The 15,215-nt window shown below is 34.9% G+C and carries 15 protein-coding genes and 1 tRNA gene; 12 read left to right on the forward strand and 4 right to left on the reverse strand.

Annotated elements, in window-relative coordinates; all coding sequences use genetic code 11:
- Positions 1–171 precede the first annotated feature (171 nt).
- Positions 172–2,793 carry a valine--tRNA ligase gene (locus ACLU24_RS04870; protein ID WP_412610728.1) on the forward strand — a complete coding sequence of 874 codons (2,622 nt, stop codon included), beginning with the start codon at positions 172–174 and terminating at the stop codon, positions 2,791–2,793.
- A gap of 94 nt (positions 2,794–2,887) precedes the next feature.
- Here the strand turns inward: ACLU24_RS04870 and ACLU24_RS04875 are convergent, their stop codons facing one another.
- A complete protein-coding gene (locus ACLU24_RS04875; RefSeq protein WP_412610729.1) occupies positions 2,888–3,799 on the reverse strand; it encodes a class I SAM-dependent methyltransferase in 912 nt (303 codons plus the stop codon).
- A gap of 325 nt (positions 3,800–4,124) precedes the next feature.
- On the opposite strand from ACLU24_RS04875, the gene ACLU24_RS04880 reads away from it, so the two are divergent.
- Positions 4,125–4,694: a CPBP family intramembrane glutamic endopeptidase gene (locus tag ACLU24_RS04880; protein WP_412610731.1), complete on the forward strand. Its 570-nt coding sequence runs from the start codon at positions 4,125–4,127 to the stop codon at positions 4,692–4,694.
- Between the two features lie 334 nt (positions 4,695–5,028).
- Here the strand turns inward: ACLU24_RS04880 and ACLU24_RS04885 are convergent.
- Positions 5,029–5,102: transfer RNA gene (locus tag ACLU24_RS04885), tRNA-Gly, on the reverse strand.
- A 110-nt stretch (positions 5,103–5,212) separates the two neighbouring features.
- Between ACLU24_RS04885 and ACLU24_RS04890 the strand changes: the two genes are divergently transcribed.
- From ACLU24_RS04890 to ACLU24_RS04905, 4 genes are all read left to right on the forward strand, one after another.
- Complete coding sequence (locus tag ACLU24_RS04890) at positions 5,213–5,980, forward strand: methyltransferase domain-containing protein (RefSeq protein WP_412610732.1); 768 nt, start codon at positions 5,213–5,215, stop codon at positions 5,978–5,980.
- A gap of 111 nt (positions 5,981–6,091) precedes the next feature.
- Positions 6,092–6,565, forward strand: coding sequence for a transcription elongation factor GreA (greA, locus tag ACLU24_RS04895; protein ID WP_412610733.1), 474 nt, complete (start codon positions 6,092–6,094; stop codon positions 6,563–6,565).
- An 86-nt stretch (positions 6,566–6,651) separates the two neighbouring features.
- Positions 6,652–8,136: a lysine--tRNA ligase gene (lysS, locus tag ACLU24_RS04900; protein ID WP_412610734.1), complete on the forward strand. Its 1,485-nt coding sequence runs from the start codon at positions 6,652–6,654 to the stop codon at positions 8,134–8,136.
- Positions 8,137–8,319: 183 nt separating this feature from the next.
- The gene (locus ACLU24_RS04905) at positions 8,320–8,508 is read left to right on the forward strand and encodes a hypothetical protein (protein ID WP_412610735.1); all 189 of its coding nucleotides are present in this window, start codon (positions 8,320–8,322) and stop codon (positions 8,506–8,508) included.
- 85 nt (positions 8,509–8,593) lie between these two features.
- Here the strand turns inward: ACLU24_RS04905 and ACLU24_RS04910 are convergent, their stop codons facing one another.
- The gene (locus ACLU24_RS04910) at positions 8,594–8,899 is read right to left on the reverse strand and encodes a helix-turn-helix domain-containing protein (protein ID WP_412610736.1); all 306 of its coding nucleotides are present in this window, start codon (positions 8,897–8,899) and stop codon (positions 8,594–8,596) included.
- Between the two features lie 129 nt (positions 8,900–9,028).
- Between ACLU24_RS04910 and ACLU24_RS04915 the strand changes: the two genes are divergently transcribed.
- Positions 9,029–9,475, forward strand: a complete 447-nt coding sequence (locus ACLU24_RS04915) for a hypothetical protein (RefSeq protein ID WP_412610738.1) — start codon at positions 9,029–9,031, stop codon at positions 9,473–9,475.
- Positions 9,476–9,687: 212 nt separating this feature from the next.
- Entirely contained in the window at positions 9,688–10,488 is an 801-nt protein-coding gene (locus ACLU24_RS04920; RefSeq protein ID WP_412610739.1) for a hypothetical protein, read from the forward strand.
- A gap of 11 nt (positions 10,489–10,499) precedes the next feature.
- Here ACLU24_RS04920 and ACLU24_RS04925 read toward each other — a convergent pair.
- A protein-coding gene (locus ACLU24_RS04925; RefSeq protein ID WP_412609987.1) for an IS3 family transposase occupies positions 10,500–11,635 on the reverse strand; the annotation gives its coding sequence in 2 pieces (ribosomal slippage) (positions 10,500–11,386 and positions 11,386–11,635; 1,137 coding nt in all).
- Between the two features lie 224 nt (positions 11,636–11,859).
- Between ACLU24_RS04925 and ACLU24_RS04930 the strand changes: the two genes are divergently transcribed.
- The 4 genes from ACLU24_RS04930 to ACLU24_RS04945 all read left to right on the forward strand — a co-directional run bounded on the left by ACLU24_RS04930 (position 11,860) and on the right by ACLU24_RS04945 (position 15,118).
- The gene (locus tag ACLU24_RS04930; RefSeq protein WP_412610741.1) at positions 11,860–12,336 is read left to right on the forward strand and encodes a CPBP family intramembrane glutamic endopeptidase; all 477 of its coding nucleotides are present in this window, start codon (positions 11,860–11,862) and stop codon (positions 12,334–12,336) included.
- Positions 12,337–12,448: 112 nt separating this feature from the next.
- The gene (locus ACLU24_RS04935) at positions 12,449–12,952 is read left to right on the forward strand and encodes a hypothetical protein (RefSeq protein WP_412610742.1); all 504 of its coding nucleotides are present in this window, start codon (positions 12,449–12,451) and stop codon (positions 12,950–12,952) included.
- A 271-nt stretch (positions 12,953–13,223) separates the two neighbouring features.
- Positions 13,224–14,546, forward strand: coding sequence for a peptidoglycan DD-metalloendopeptidase family protein (locus ACLU24_RS04940; protein WP_412610743.1), 1,323 nt, complete (start codon positions 13,224–13,226; stop codon positions 14,544–14,546).
- A gap of 197 nt (positions 14,547–14,743) precedes the next feature.
- On the forward strand, positions 14,744–15,118 hold the full coding sequence (locus tag ACLU24_RS04945; RefSeq protein WP_412610744.1) for a DUF6465 family protein: 375 nt from the start codon (positions 14,744–14,746) through the stop codon (positions 15,116–15,118).
- The last annotated feature ends 97 nt before the right edge of the window (positions 15,119–15,215 follow it).

Here is a 15,215-nt window from a genome sequence, read left to right on the forward strand (position 1 = left end):
GTGTATGAAGTAATTACCAATTAACTAATAAACTTGTAGTGGCGAAATGTATTCGCCTATAGATTATAAAAACACTTTCAAAGGCAGTTGCCTATGAAGTAACTGCGGAGCCTTTGGTGTGTTTCGGGGTGAAGCCCCGAAAAAAGAAATAAAAGGAGGATATTGATAGAGATGGCAAAAGAGCTTGCTAAAGCTTACAATCCAAGTGAGGTTGAAGACAGAACATATGAATTTTGGCTGAAAGGCGGATACTTCCACGCTAAGTGTGAAAAGGATAAGAAGCCTTACACAATAGTTATGCCGCCGCCTAATATTACAGGTCAGCTTCATATGGGTCACGCTCTTGATAATACCTTACAGGATATTTTGATTCGTTATCATAGAATGAGTGGATTCGATACATTATGGCTTCCTGGAACAGACCATGCGTCTATTGCTACTGAGGCTAAAATCGTTGAGGCTATGAAAAAAGAAGGTCTTACTAAAGATGACCTTGGCAGAGAAAAATTCCTTGAAAGAGCATGGGATTGGAAAAAACAATACGGCGGAAGAATCTGCGAACAGCTCAAGAAGATGGGTTCAAGCTGTGACTGGGACAGAGAACGCTTTACTCTCGACAGCGGCTGCAACAAGGCCGTTAATACAGTTTTTGAGAAACTCTATAATAAAGGTCTTATTTATCGTGGAGAAAGAATTATCAACTGGTGTCCTCACTGCTTGACATCAATTTCTGACGCTGAGGTTGAGTATGAGGAACAGCAGGGACATTTCTGGCATCTTCGTTATCCTTTCAAGGACGGAAGCGGTTATCTTGAACTTGCTACAACTCGTCCTGAAACTCTCTTGGGCGATACTGCAGTAGCTGTAAACCCTGATGACGAAAGATATAAAGATATTGTTGGTAAGACACTTATTCTTCCTATTGTACACAGAGAAATTCCTGTTGTTGCAGACAGCTATGTTGAAATGGATTTCGGAACAGGTGTTGTTAAGATTACACCTGCTCATGACCCTAACGACTTTGAGGTTGGTCTTCGTCATAATCTTGAGGTTATCAATGTTCTTACTCCTGATGCAAAGATTACTGAGGATTATCCTAAGTATGCGGGTATGGACAGATACGAGGCAAGAAAGGCAATCGTTGCCGACCTTAAAGAAGAGGGTGCTTTGGTCGAGATTGAGGACTACTCTCATAATGTTGGTACTTGCTATCGTTGCGGAACAACTGTTGAACCAAGAGTTTCAAAGCAATGGTTCGTTAAGATGAAACCTCTTTCAGGACCTGCTATTGACGCTGTTAAGAATGGCGAAACAAAGTTTATTCCACAGAGATTTGAGAAGATTTACTTCCACTGGCTCGAAAATATTCGTGACTGGTGTATTTCCCGTCAGCTTTGGTGGGGACACAGAATTCCTGCTTGGTACTGCTCTGATTGCGGTGAGATTACTGTTTCTTCTGAAACTCCATGTGCTTGCGGAAAGTGCGGAAGCAAAAATATAGAGCAAGACCCTGATACACTTGATACATGGTTCAGCTCTGCACTTTGGCCTTTCTCAACACTTGGCTGGCCTGAAGAAACTGAGGATTTCAAGCATTATTATCCTACAAGCACGCTTGTAACAGGTTATGATATTATTCCTTTCTGGGTTATGCGCATGATGTTCTCTGGCATTGAGCAGACAGGAAAAGCTCCGTTTGATACGGTTCTTATTCATGGACTTGTTCGTGATGCACAGGGCAGAAAGATGTCTAAGTCGCTCGGCAACGGTATTGACCCACTTGAGGTTATCGACAAATATGGTGCTGACGCACTTCGCTTTACTCTTGCAAACGGAAACAGCCCTGGAAACGATATGCGTTTCTCTGATGAAAAGGTTGAGGCAAGCCGTAACTTTGCAAATAAGCTTTGGAATGCAAGCCGTTTTGTTCATATGAATATTGATGATTATGATGTTAAGAACGAGCTTCCTGAAAAACTTGAGGCAGAGGATAAGTGGATTATCAGCACACTTAACGCATATACAAAGGAAATTCGTGAGAATCTCGATAAATTCGAGCTTGGAATTGCTGTTCAGAAGCTTTATGACTTTATCTGGGATTGTTTCTGCGATTGGTATATCGAGCTTGCAAAATCTCGTTTGCAGTCTGAGGGTGAATCCGCACAGAATGCAAGACAGGTTCTCGTATGGGTTCTTACAAGGATACTTCTTTTGCTCCACCCATTTATGCCATTCATCACTGAGGAAATTTGGCAGTCGCTTCCACACGATGGCGAAACAATTATGACGCAGTCTTATCCTGAGTATGACGAGGCTCTCAATTTCCCTGAGGCATCTCACGAAATGGAAATGGTTATGGAAGCTATCAAGGCTATCAGAAACCGCCGTGCAGAAATGAATGTACCGCCTTCAAGAAAGGCTAAGGTTTATATTGCGGCTAAGGAACAAAAACCATATGTAAACGGTGAGAAGTTCATAATCAAGCTCGCAAGTGCAAATGAAGTTGAAATCGGAGAATCATTCGAGCTTGATGGCGCTGTAACAATCGTCACAGCAGACGCAAAAATTTATATTCCGATGGACGAACTTGTTGACAAGGAAGCTGAACTTAAGCGTCTTAACAAAGAACTTGAAACAGCTAAGAAAGAACTTGCAATGGCAGAGGGTAAGCTTGCAAACGAAAAGTTTGTATCAAAAGCTCCACAAGCTGTCGTAGACAAGGTTAAGGCAACTGCTGAGAAGATGACTGAGAAAATTTCTCTTATAGAGGCAGCTATGTCGGCTTTGAAATAATTATATAGTTTTAAGCAAACAAAATGCGATAAACTCTGTTTTGGGGTTTATCGCATTTTTATTTAAACTCTCTTAATCACATTTTATAGGAAGTTTAAAAATTTGATTTTTTGACAGCAAGACAGTAATTTACATTTTCAAGGGCTTTTATAGGATTTTTGTAGTTTGATAAGTTATATTTTTCAAAGAATTGATGTGTAATTTCCTGTGGACTGAGATGTTCATATATCAAAAAGCCGTATTCTGACAGAAGTTTTTCTATTTCCTGATAAGAATAAGCTGCAAGCATTTCTTCATTGGCAGCTTTGGCAAGTTGAATTTGTTTTTTGGAGGCTTCTCCGATGTTTTTATTTGGATAATCAAATAAAATAGAGCTTCCTTCCGGCATAATATCATAAAGAGAAGAAATTAAATCTTTAAAAGTTTGTTCAGAAAGGTAGTATGAAACACCAAGTATACTGCAAAAGCTGGTTTTACCTGAATTAAACGACGGATTATCAGTTAGACTATTTAGCCAATTTTTATCAGAAAAATCAGCAGAGATAAACTGTAAATTTTTTGGAATTTGAATGTTTGCTTTTTCTAATCTTTTCTTTTTATCACTTGATGTGGGATTACAATCAATTTCAAATATCTGAAGTTTACTTGCCCAACAAGGCTGACGATATGCAAAGGTGTCATAGCCTGCACCTAAAATAAGATATTGTTCGGTTTTGGCATATAATACGGCGGTTTTTAAAGTGGTTTCTGCAAATACAGCTCGTCCGAGTGGGGAGGGAGCAAGCTGATTATTTACAATCCAACGGAGAGCGGAAGATTTATCACCATTAAAGTTTGGGTTAAAGAATGATATTCCGTTTGTCATTGTTTCACAAATTTGAAGATATTCCTCGTCACTGAAAAGCATTCGTGCAATTTTATCATCAAATATCTTTTCAGTAGAGTTTGTTGCATGATATGCTCGTGAAAATGCACTGATTAGTGCGGTTATACTTTTTTGTTCCAATTAAATCACCTCATATATCTAATACAATAGATTATGAGAAATTACAAGACTTGATTTTTTAACCATTTCGTGGTAATGTGAATATATAAAAATAAAATTATTTATTATTTTAGTAAATTAAATCTGATTACTAAATAGTAATTTGAAAGTGAGTGATAAATTTGATAAATAATAAATTTAAAAAAGAAATGCTGTATTCTATTGTGTGGATAATTATATATTTTATATTAGTTATACTTGCTAATATACTATCTGATAAAATAATAAAAATACCTAATAGTATAAATGCATTAGTAGAAATAATTTTTCCGATAATTGTTATAATTTGTTTAAAAAGAAAAAATTACTTTCTTATTATGGTCTAAATAGCTTAAAAAAACTTGAACTTAAAAATTTACTTTATTTTATTCCTATGGCTATTATTTCATTAGTTAATTTAGGATTTGGTATATACATAAATTATTCGTGGCAACAAATACTATTAATTTCTATAGCAATGTTAGGTGTAGGTTTTTCCGAAGAAATATTATTTCGTGGATTTTTAATGAAAGCAATAATGAATAAAAATCCTAAAGCTGCTATTTTATTCCCAAGTATAATTTTTGGAATAATTCATATGACAAATTTATTTAGTGGTGCAAATATAGTAATGACAACATTACAAGTTATCTATGCAACTTTTTTTGCTTTAATGTGTTCAATGTTCTTTTATAAAACGAATAATATTATACCTTGTATGATATGTCATAGTATAACAAATATAACAAATATTTTTTTGCCAAATAATTTATCAATAGAATATCAATGTATAGGATGTATTGCATTGATAATTCCATCTGTATTTTATACTTGGTATTTATATAAAACTAAAAAATGTCTAGTAAAAATTGTTTGACACCTATAGGATTAATTTATTATTTTATACGACAAAAACAACCAATATTATGGGAGTATCTAAAATCTCAAATCAACTTAATGCCTTACTATGTATTCTGAGAATTCAGATAATAGGACTTTATTTTGAAAATTACATAAATAAAAGTATTTTTGCTTATTAAATTTACAAGACCAATCGATTTTGGCTTTGAGTTCATCACTCATATTATTTTTCTTCTTAATTATTTTAATCATATTATATCACACCGTTCTTTGCAATGACGCACAAAAAAATCAACTAGTAATAGTTGATTTAATCATTAACATCACATTGGTGCGACAATATTATTTTATGGAGCGGAAGACGGGAATCGAACCCGCATATTCGGCTTGGGAAGCCGATGTTCTGCCACTGAACTACTTCCGCATAATATAAATATATTTTATCACAACATTTTTATAAAAGCAAGGAGATTGACGCAATATTTACATATGAAGTGAATTGTGATAAAATTGCTATGCAAGGAGGTTTTCAGAATGTCAAGTTGGGATTCAAAACAATATCTGAAATTTTCAAAAGAGCGTACACAGCCAGCAATTGATTTGGCTAATCGTATAGAAATAAATCCGCAGAGCATAATTGATATTGGTTGCGGACCTGGAAATAGTACAGCAATTTTGGCTCGAAAATTTCCAAATGCAAAAATTCTTGGCATAGATAATTCAGAAAATATGATTATTTCGGCAAAGAAAAATTACACGAATATAGAATTTATACTTTGTGACGCAGAGAACGGATTTTCAGATATTGAATGTAAGTTTGATGTAATTTTTTCAAACGCCTGTATTCAATGGATTCCGAATCACGAAAAGCTTTTGAATAATATGATGTCTTTATTAAACAAAGATGGCACATTAGCTATTCAAACTCCAATGAACTATGAAGAACCCATACATAAAATAATTGCAAAAGTAACTAAAAGCGATAAATGGAAGGATAAATTTCCAAATCCGAGAATATTTTATAATCTTATGCCAAACGAATACTACGATATTCTTTCTGAAATTTCTTCTGATTTCAGTATGTGGACTACAACATATTTTCATAGAATGAAATCTCATAATGATATTATGGAATGGTATAAGGGTACGGGCTTAAGACCGTATCTTAGTGTTCTTGATGAAAATGATAAACTTGAATTTGAGAAAGATATTTCAGATGAAGTTATTAAAGCTTATCCTAAGCAAAAAAACGGAGAAGTAATTTTTAGATTTCCGAGATTTTTCTTTATAGCAAGAAAATAGCGAAAATTGCGAGTTAAATAAATCTTTTTCGATTCTAATTTCTTGACATATAATTAACGCTTTTATATAATAATAAGTATTAGTGAATTTTGAAAGGACTGATTTCACACTATGCAGAAACAGGTTATTCTGACAGATGAAGGACTTAAAAATTATGAGGAAGAGCTTGAATTTCTCAAAACCGTTAAGCGTAAAGAAATAGCAGAAAAACTTAAAGAGGCTCGTGCACAGGGCGACCTTTCTGAAAATGCTGAATATGATGCAGCTAAAGATGAGCAGGGTATTAACGAATCCAGAATTCAAGAGCTTGAGGCTATGCTCAAGAATGTAAAGGTTATCGACTCAAGTGAACTTACAAATGAAATGGTTCATGTTGGCTCTAAAATTAAGGTACACGACTATGATTTTGATGAAGATGTTGATTATCAAATAGTTGGCGCAAGTGAAGCTGACCCATTTAACGGTAAGCTTTCTGATGAATCTCCTGTTGGTATGGCGCTTCTCGGTCACGCTGTTGGCGATGTTGTAGAAGTTGAAACTCCGAACGGAGAGGTTAAATTTGAAATTCTTGAAATAAGAAAGTAATTTTACCAATTAAGAATTTTTACTGACGGATTTTGATCTTACGACTCCGTCAGTTATTGATGTTGAAAAAGAGAGGAATGACTTAAATGGAACAGAAGCCACAGCAGAGCAACACAAGCGATGTTATCAAGGTTAGATATGAAAAGCTTGAGGCTCTCAAGGAAGCAGGCAGAGATCCGTTTGTAATTACAACAAGTGCTCGTGATATTCTCACGGAAACAATAAAGAATAATTTTGAAGAATACGAAAACAAAGATGTTTGCGTTGCAGGCCGTTTACTTTCAAAAAGAGGCAAAGGCAAGGTTTCGTTTATGGATCTTTGGGATCGTTCAGGCAAAATTCAGATTTTTGCAAAGTTTGACGACCTCGGCGAAGAGGAATACGGTTTCCTCAAAAAGTGGGATATTGGCGATATAGTTGAAGTTAAGGGCTTTGTTTTTAAAACTCAGATGGGTGAAATTTCTATTCACGCAAAAGAGGTTAAGCTTCTTTCAAAGTCACTTAAACCGCTTCCGGAAAAGTATCACGGTCTTACAAACACCGACCTTCGTTACCGTCAGCGTTATGTTGACCTTATTATAAATCCAGAAGTAAAGGATACCTTTATCAAGCGTTCTAAGATTATCAGCACAATTCGTAAGTATCTTGATTCACAGGGCTTTATGGAGGTTGAAACTCCTATGCTCGTTTCAAATGCCGGTGGTGCTTCTGCAAGACCGTTTGAAACACATTTTAATGCTCTTGATGAGGATTTAAAGCTTAGAATTTCACTTGAGCTTTATCTCAAGAGATTGATAGTTGGTGGACTTGAAAAGGTTTATGAAATTGGTAGAGTATTCCGTAATGAAGGACTTGACACAAGACATAACCCTGAATTTACTCTTATGGAACTTTATCAGGCATATACAGACTATCACGGTATGATGGATTTGACAGAGAATCTCTATCGTCATGTTGCACAAGAAGTTCTTGGTACAACAACTATCGTATATAATGGCATAGAAATGGATTTAGGCAAGCCATTCGAGAGAATCACAATGGTTGACGCCGTTAAGAAGTATGCAGGTGTTGACTTTAACAAAATACATACTCTTAAAGAGGCAAGAGCCATTGCTAAGGAAAAGGGCGTTGAATACGAAGAAAGACACAAGAAGGGCGATATTCTCAACTTGTTCTTTGAAGCTTTCGTAGAAGAGCATCTTATTCAGCCTACATTCCTTATGGATCACCCTATTGAGATTTCTCCTCTTACAAAGAAAAAGCCGGAGAATCCTGAATATGTTGAGCGTTTCGAGTTCTTTATGAATGGTTGGGAAATGGCTAATGCATATTCTGAGCTTAATGACCCTATTGACCAGAGAGCAAGATTTAAGGCACAGGAAGAACTTCTCGCACAAGGAGATGAAGAGGCTAACCGCACAGATGAGGACTTCCTTAATGCCCTTGAAATCGGTATGCCACCAACAGGCGGAATCGGTTTCGGTATTGACCGTATGTGTATGCTTCTTACAAATGCTCCTGCAATCAGAGATGTACTTCTCTTCCCGACAATGAAAAGTTTGGATAAGTAAAGCCGCATAAAATCAGGGTTTTCGTATAGCAAGCGTACAAATTTACGACCAATTTACGACCAAAAGAGAACACGTTCAAAAAGTTCAGGACTTCCGGCGGTAAATGTCGGGAGTCCTGTTTTAGTCAGGTTCAGTATGATAATGCAGTTGTATAAGATTGCATAATGAAGAAAGGCGGCAATTATGAAAAATTGGTATCTTGCAACTTACAAGAAAACAGACGGCACATACGGCACAGCTCTTGTCCTGAGTGACAGCGAAGCCAAAGCGGAGGAACATTTCAAAGACTATAATATGGCATCTGTCCGTATTGCAGCAGAGGACGAGATTTACTACTACCGCAGCAAGGGCTGTCCGATTGTAGAGCTTTGAACAACAGAATAAACAAAAGAAAGCAGGAGTATCAGACCTTAATTACAAAGGTTGATGCTCCTGCTATTTTATTTCTTGTTCGGTTTTATTGTAAGCCTTTGGCAATGGCTATCAGATGTTCCAACTGTTCTGATTTTAAGCGTTTAGATACCTCATAAAGCTCTGATGCTTTTTCAGGATTGGCATTATCGGTGTCAAAAAACTCTTTCGGAGTGATACCAAGATACTCACAGATGTAGAAGAAAACAGCCATAGAAGGCAGATTTACGCCATTTTCAATATTGTTGATATATCCGGCACTCTGACCTAAAGAAAGGCTCATATCCCTTGCAGATACGCCTTTTGCTGTGCGTAGATCGGCTAATCTTTTAGCAAAATCGTTCTTATCCATAATCATCACCATATATAATTCTACTATACATAGTTGCCAATAATATTTGGTTTATTCATCAATTTATTTTATAATATCTAATTAAAGTAGATAATATATCTTGAATATCAGATTGAATAGGTGATGTATATGGAAAAGAATAAGACTTGCTGCTTCTTCGGACACCGTGAGGTTACGCACAATATCAGACCGAAGTTGACAGCAATTATTGAAAAGCTGATTACAGAGGACAGTGTTACAGAGTTCTATGTCGGTCATCAGGGACAGTTTGACAGTATGGTTTATTCCGTTCTGAAAGAGCTGAAAGCGAAATATCCGCAGATCAGATATACCGTTGTCCTCGCATATATGCCGGATGAACATATTAAGGAAGTGTACGGCGAAGATACTCTCTTTCCTGATGGTTTGGAAAGTGTACCAAAGAAATTTGCTATCAGCAAGAGAAATGATTGGATGATACAGCAGTCTGGTTTTGAGGTGTGCTATGTGCATAAGATTACAGGTGGTGCAGTAAAGTTCAGGGAGAAGGCAGAAAAGAAAGGATTACAGGTAATAAATATATTGAATTGGAGGTAGATTGTGAACTTGTGAATACTTAAGCAAGATAAAAATATTATAATGTTTTATATCTTATCGAAAAATAATACATCTTATTATTTTTACTAAATAGCTAAATAATCTGCACTATCTGCACTATTTTATTGAAAATTTTATATTATGACTTGATTTGCTATATATTTTGGAATATAATAGTAAACGGTGTATTGTGTCATTTTAGAGGTGATAAGGTGAAAAAAGTTGCTATACTTGATGAAATAGCTTCTGAAACAAATGGAAAAAGCTATAAGACTTATAAGTATTGTTTTGATGGTGTAGATGTGCCTCGTATGGATTACGATGATCACAAGCAACAGTTTACATGGAAAGATCATGGGGAAACAGAATATCATGATAAACCCATAAGTCTAAAACAATATGCAGATAGAATAATAGTGGCTCAGCCTCCGCTTTTTTGTTTTTTTCTTGATGGTTCAAGAAAAACATACAAAGTTGATGATATGGCATATACAAATAGAGTTTATCCAATTATTGCCGGACAAGTTGGCATCGGTTGTTGTGAACGTGTTAATGGGTATATGTTTCCTTTACGAAGCCATGAAAGGATAATGTTTTGGAGAGATTTAGTAATTGCCTTGCCCAAAAAGGCAAAAAGTAATGATTGGGTTGATGATAAGGTTGCTTTTGAATTATTAAGGAAAAAAATAAATGAAAATCCAGAATTGATAAGTCGTCAACTTGAATTTGCAAGTATAATTCCTTATTCGACAAAAGTTGAAGTAGGAGATAAAATTGAGAATAAAGGTATTGCCGTAATTCAAGATTATATGGTTGAACGTGAAAAAGCAATGGTTGCTGAGTTAGTGAGGCTTGGTTTTCTTATGCCAAATCAATATCTCCTTAAAGATGGAAGCCTTGAATATCAAGTACATAAAATCGGCAGCAAAAGAGAGCTTGAACGATTTAGAAACAATTACCAATTTGTTGTTGGCGTATCAAAGTGGACCATAGTCAATAAAGTAGACAAGTAAAAGAGCAAATTTTACAAAAAATTCATTTCTGCCTGATCAGGAGAGAGGCCGTTATTGTGAGAATGAGGTCTGAAAGAATTGTAGAAACCGTGGATATACTGAAAAATGCTCAGTTTGAGTTCATCAAAGGAAGAGTAAGTTCTGCGGTTGGTTTCTTCTTTTTTCAAGTATTTGAAAAAGCACTCCATTACAGCATTATCATAAGGATGCCCTTTTGCGGAAAATGACTGAACAATATTTAGCTCGTCCAAATGTTTCCTGAAAGCTTCTGCTGTAAACTGACAACCTCTGTCACTGTGAAAGAGTAGGCTGCCTGAAATATTACGGTTGGCGACAGCTGAATCAAGTGTTTCAATTGCAAGCTTTGTGTTGAGATGTGGAGATAACTTATATGCGATAGCCTTTCTTGAAAACAGATCAAGTATTACACAAAGGTAATAAAATCTTCCCGCGGCACGAAGATATGTAAAATCACATACCCATACTTTATTAGGTTGGGACGGATTAAAACGCTGTTTCAATATGTTTGGGCAATGCTCATTCGAAGCTGTTTTGTGTTTTGGATAGGACGGCTTGATTGTACTCATTTTTGGCAGATTCATACCTTTCATAAGGCGATAAACCCTTTGCGTACTTATATTTATGCGATATTCACCGGCAAGGCAATTTTTTATCTTGTAAGCTCCGAAGCGTTTTTTTGACCTTGCATAAAGCTCGGCAATACAACTTCGAATCCTACGGTTTTCAAGCTCTCTTTCGGAGGGCTTGTGATGAAGAAATTTGTAATATGTGCTTCGGTTGACACAAAGAACGCGGCAAAGCGTTGTAACAGCGTGTTCCGATGACAGCAGCTTTACGGCATTCAGTCTTTGCCTGAGTTTGGCGTGAATATCGCAATGGCTTTTTTTAGTATTAGATTTTCCTCCTCAAGTTGGGCATTGCGTTTTTGAAGCTCCTTTATTTGTTTGGCTGTAAAAACTGTTTCATCATCAATTTTTACTTCTGAGTACTGCTTTATCCAATTGGATAAAGCACTGTGAGAAATTCCATATTCCTTGTGTATTTCAGAATATGTTTTTCCCGAATGGTACAGATTGACTATTGTTTGCTTATATTCCTGGGTGTATTTCGGATTTTTTGAAGACATTTTTTATTCCTCCTTTTTCTGTCTTCTATTTTATCATACTTGTCCACTTTTTTATTATATATCCAGTAATGGGAAAATATCTGAGAAAAAACATAATACCAATCATAATAGAGAGTGTATTTATATTATCCTGCTTTATATTTCCAAGGGAGTATTTTATTTATACTAATTTCATATTTTATCTGCTATTGCTGATATACTTTTGTATAAAGAAAGATTTTTCGTTGAAAGAATGGTTGAGTAACATAAAGGGCGGTAAGAGATTTTGGAAACAAGTAAGTATTACTGCATTACTTTTTGTTAGTGCATTTATTATAACAATAATTCTGGAAAATTTATTTCCAAATTACAACACAGGAACGATTGCGCTAAGAAGAGATAGTTGGCTGACATTAACGATATTTGCAATATCTACAATCATATTACCTGCAATTACGGAAGAAACATTTTATAGAAAAAACATGATTTCTTTTCAGAATAAAAGAATGCTCATAAGTACAACTTTATTAAGTATGTTTTTGTATGCTATAGAACATTCATTAACGATATGGGGAATATTTTTAACGATGATATGGGCGCTTCCTTTAAGTATTTCATACATAAAGACTAAAAATATATATGTACCAATGACTGCCCATTTTATAGGAAATTTATTAGGAAATGGAATAGATGTTATTATTACAGTCATTTCAATGATATAGGCTCTGCAAATTCCAGTTTTTCAACTTGCCCTTTGAGTGAGGAGAAATGCAAATTGATGTTTGGTGAAGTATTGTGTGTAAACAAAATTTATAATTATTGAGAGAATGAAGAATGAATATAGATTTTCAGTATCAAAGATTTTATTTAAGATATGGCTTTTGTGGTTTGTTTATAGCTATATGGATACTAATATCCCCAATTTTGTCAGAAACATTTGCCATGCCATGGATTTTTTGGCTTATTTCTGTGATAGTTACCATTACTATTATCACAATCTATTTAAAATTGACAGAACATTCGTCATGGTTTAATAAGACTGGAAGTTTTGAAAAAACAGATTATGGATATAAATTGGTCATTGGAAAAACTTATTTGTTTAAAGATGTTGAAAGATTGTGTGCCTGGAAAAGTAATATTTATGGAACAAACTTATGGTTTTTGCAGATTGAGGCAGAGAAAAAGATTAAAATTATATCGAAACCTTTGATTAATGAGCAAACATTTGTAAGTGTAGATTTATATAAAATATACAATCAAATTCTTACAGATAATTCTGATTTAAAGCAGGAAAAAAATATTGATGGAACAGTAATACCTTATTTTTATTCTAAATAAAGATTCATAAAATTCCAGTTTGTCAGTTTGCCCTTTGAGAGAGGAATAATCCTTTTCTCAAAGGGCTTTTTTTATCGTAGATATTCGTAAACTACAATGAAGAGTTTAAACTCTTCATTATTTTAATTGCTTGGAATGGTTCTTAAATCATATTAACAAATTATTTTTTAAACATCATATTTTTCCATTGAAAAATAGTTACAAAATTGATATAATTAAAAAAGTATTGTACGCATTAAATTTATTAGTATAATTTTTAAAGTGAGGTTTTATGATGAAGCACGCTTCTGAAAGTCAGAATAATAAAGGGCATTTCATTGATGATGAAATCATTAATCAAAAGCGTAATAAAAAGAAAATACTTATCGGAATTTTAGTTGCTGCGATTGCTGTATCAGGAGTGCTTGTTCCACTTTCAATCACAGAGCAAAGTAAATCGTCTGGTAGTGAACAAACCTTAACACCTGCTGAGATTTCATATACTGATGCAAGAATTGCGGAGGCAAGAACCCTTACTGCTGCTGCAAAGGCAACAAAATCTATGAGTGAAAATATAGAAATTCCTATAACCGCATATTCACTTAAAGTAGACGGAAAAACTATTGCCGTTATGACATCTGATGACGATATAAGAACGATTCTATCATCTATAAAAAAGAAAGCAGTTAAGAATTTTGCTGACGCTAAAGCACAGTTTGTTGAGAAGGTAGAAATTCTTGAGGGTATGCACATGAAAAGCGAGCTTACCGACAAAGATGGTTTGCAATCAATTTTAAGCGAAAAATCAGAAGTTACAACTACGCATACAATTAAAAATAAAGAAACAAGAGCTTCTATTGCTAAATATTATGGAATATCTGTTGATGAACTTGAAAAACAAAATCCTGCTATAAAGAAAAGCAAGATTAAGACCGGTGATAAGCTTACAGTAAAGTATAAGAAATCACCAATATCTATAAAGTTTACTGTTACAAAAACAGAAACTGAGGTGGTAAAATTTAAAAAAGAAACTGTTAAAGACGATAAACTTAGTACCTCATATAAGGAAGTTACAACTGAAGGTAAAAACGGCGAAACAAAGACTACATCTCAGATTACATATATTGATGGGAGAGCGGTTTCAGAAAAGGTTCTTGATAAAGAAATTATTTCTGAGGTTGTGAATGAAGTTACAACTATTGGAACGAACGATAATGTTGGTGCTTCTCTTGGAAAATTTAGTTGGCCTTTACCAAACTATGATACTATTACAAGTGGATTTGGACCAAGATGGGGAACAAACCACAACGGACTTGATATTTCTGGCAGCGATGTGTATGGTGCAGATATTGTAGCATCTGATGGCGGTACAGTTATACTTGCTCAGGAAGATAATTCTGGCTATGGAAGATATGTTATAATTGACCACGAAAATGGTTATAAGACACTTTATGGTCATTGCAGTAAGCTTTGTGTATCAGCAGGGGATAAGGTTAGCGCAGGACAAAAGATTGCAGAGGTAGGTTCGACAGGATATTCTACAGGACCACATTTACATTTTGAGATTATCGACAATGGTACAAAGATAGACCCATATCCTTTCTTGTTTAGTTAATTCTAATATAATAGTACAAAATATGTAGCTAATATGCACAATAATTTGTTTTTAAAAAACTTGCTATTGGCTAAGTAACCATTCTTTTGATAAACAAGCCATTTTTAGCCGTTTGCGTTTGACAATTTGATTTTTAAAAGCTATAATAAAACCATAAACATACTATAATGTTAAAATAGAAAAGGAGAAAAAGATATATGGCTACAACTAGGAAACCTGCTGTTAAAACAGCAAAGGCTGTTAAGGAAACAAAGGAAGTAAAGACAACTGCGGCTAAGGAAGTAGCGGCTGCTCCTGCAAAAACTGCTGAGGTTGCTCCTGCTGTTAAGGAAGAAGTTGCTCCTAAAAAGAAAGCTTGCAAGAAAGCTCCTGCAACAAAGGCTACTATCACAGTTCAGTATCAAGGCAAGGATTATACAGACGCTGAGCTTATTGAGGCTTGCAAGGCTGATTATATAGCAAACGGCTTTGATGATGCTATTGAAACTCTTGATATTTATGTACAGCCTGAAAATGGTGTTGCTTATTATGCAGTTAACGGTTTTGGCGGCGACAAGAAGATTGACCTTTAATCTTCTGTACATATAAAACTTAAATTTAATCCTGAATATTATAAAATGAAGTGCGAATCTTGAAAGGATTCGCACTTTTATTATGTGATTGATATTA

Source organism: Pseudoruminococcus sp., assembly GCF_047012705.1.
In the GTDB taxonomy this organism is placed as follows: Bacteria; Bacillota; Clostridia; order Oscillospirales; family Acutalibacteraceae; genus Pseudoruminococcus.

Excerpts from the sequence above, each read along its gene's own strand:
- ACLU24_RS04870 (WP_412610728.1), top strand. The coding sequence starts at position 172 with ATGGCAAAAGAGCTTGCTAAAGCTTACAATCCAAGTGAGGTTGAAGAC.
- ACLU24_RS04945 (WP_412610744.1), top strand. The coding sequence starts at position 14,744 with ATGGCTACAACTAGGAAACCTGCTGTTAAAACAGCAAAGGCTGTTAAG.
- ACLU24_RS04890 (WP_412610732.1), top strand. The coding sequence starts at position 5,213 with ATGTCAAGTTGGGATTCAAAACAATATCTGAAATTTTCAAAAGAGCGT.
- ACLU24_RS04910 (WP_412610736.1), bottom strand. The coding sequence starts at position 8,899 with ATGGATAAGAACGATTTTGCTAAAAGATTAGCCGATCTACGCACAGCA.
- lysS (WP_412610734.1), top strand. The coding sequence starts at position 6,652 with ATGGAACAGAAGCCACAGCAGAGCAACACAAGCGATGTTATCAAGGTT.
- ACLU24_RS04905 (WP_412610735.1), top strand. The coding sequence starts at position 8,320 with ATGAAAAATTGGTATCTTGCAACTTACAAGAAAACAGACGGCACATAC.
- ACLU24_RS04915 (WP_412610738.1), top strand. The coding sequence starts at position 9,029 with ATGGAAAAGAATAAGACTTGCTGCTTCTTCGGACACCGTGAGGTTACG.
- greA (WP_412610733.1), top strand. The coding sequence starts at position 6,092 with ATGCAGAAACAGGTTATTCTGACAGATGAAGGACTTAAAAATTATGAG.
- ACLU24_RS04940 (WP_412610743.1), top strand. The coding sequence starts at position 13,224 with ATGATGAAGCACGCTTCTGAAAGTCAGAATAATAAAGGGCATTTCATT.
- ACLU24_RS04935 (WP_412610742.1), top strand. The coding sequence starts at position 12,449 with ATGAATATAGATTTTCAGTATCAAAGATTTTATTTAAGATATGGCTTT.